General features: G+C 53.0%; 1 pseudogene. It reads left to right on the top strand.

The annotated features are described in order from the left end of the window. Window positions 1–514: pseudogene (locus tag FDX22_RS03565) on the top strand (guanosine-3',5'-bis(diphosphate) 3'-diphosphatase); the annotation flags it as partial.

Below are 514 nucleotides of genomic sequence, written 5' to 3' on the forward strand. Positions count from 1 at the left end.
GTACCCGAACCGCTATCGCGTGATTAAAGAAGTGGTTAAAGCCGCTCGCGGCAACCGTAAAGAGATGATCCAAAAAATCCTCTCGGAAATCGAAGGGCGTTTGCAGGAGGCAGGCATTCCGTGTCGCGTAAGCGGTCGCGAGAAACACCTGTACTCGATCTACTGCAAAATGGTGCTCAAAGAGCAGCGTTTTCACTCGATCATGGACATCTACGCGTTTCGCGTTATCGTCCACGACGCCGACACCTGTTATCGCGTACTTGGTCAAATGCACAGCCTGTACAAACCCCGTCCTGGTCGCGTGAAAGACTATATCGCCATTCCGAAAGCGANTTCCAAAAGCGAACGGATATCAGTCTTTGCACACCTCAATGATCGGCCCTCACGGCGTTCCGGTTGAAGTACAGATTCGTACTGAAGACATGGACCAGATGGCAGAGATGGGTGTCGCAGCGCACTGGGCTTACAAAGAACACGGCGGCGAAAGCAGCACCACCGCACAAATCCGCGCTCA

This window comes from Citrobacter sp. TBCS-14, from assembly GCF_005280805.1.
GTDB lineage: Bacteria > Pseudomonadota > Gammaproteobacteria > Enterobacterales > Enterobacteriaceae > Citrobacter > Citrobacter gillenii.